1 protein-coding gene is annotated in these 459 nt (G+C 73.2%); it reads left to right on the top strand.

Features of this window, described 5'->3' with window-relative positions; all coding sequences use genetic code 11:
• On the top strand, nucleotides 1–459 hold a 459-nt coding region (locus HMPREF2914_RS06565), incomplete at both ends, for an AMP-binding enzyme (protein ID WP_139148197.1).

Raw genomic sequence — 459 nt, 5'->3', positions numbered from 1 at the left:
CCGGTGGGCGTGCTCGGCGAGCTGTACCTGGCCGGCCGGGGCCTGGCCCGTGGCTACCACCAGCGTCCGGGGCTGACTGCCGAGCGTTTCGTCGCCAGCCCGTTCGTGGCTGGGGAGCGGATGTACCGCACCGGCGACCTGGCGCGCTACCGCGCCGACGGGGTGATCGAGTACGCCGGGCGGATCGACCACCAGGTGAAGCTGCGCGGCCTGCGCATCGAGCTGGGCGAGATCGAGGCGCGCCTGCTGGAGCATCCGTGGGTGCGCGAGGCGGCGGTGCTGGCGGTGGACGGCAGGCAGTTGGTCGGCTACGTGGTGCTGGAGAGCGAGGGCGGCGACTGGCGCGAAGCGCTGGCCGCGCACCTGGCGGCGAGCCTGCCGGAATACATGGTGCCGGCGCAGTGGCTGGCGCTGGAGCGGATGCCGCTGAGTCCGAACGGCAAGCTGGATCGCAAGGCG

It is taken from the genome of Pseudomonas sp. HMSC067G02 (assembly GCF_001813485.1).
Classification (GTDB): Bacteria; Pseudomonadota; Gammaproteobacteria; order Pseudomonadales; family Pseudomonadaceae; genus Pseudomonas; species Pseudomonas aeruginosa.
Note: the sequence above shows the minus strand (reverse complement) of the source record. Positions and strands in the feature narration are given on the sequence as shown.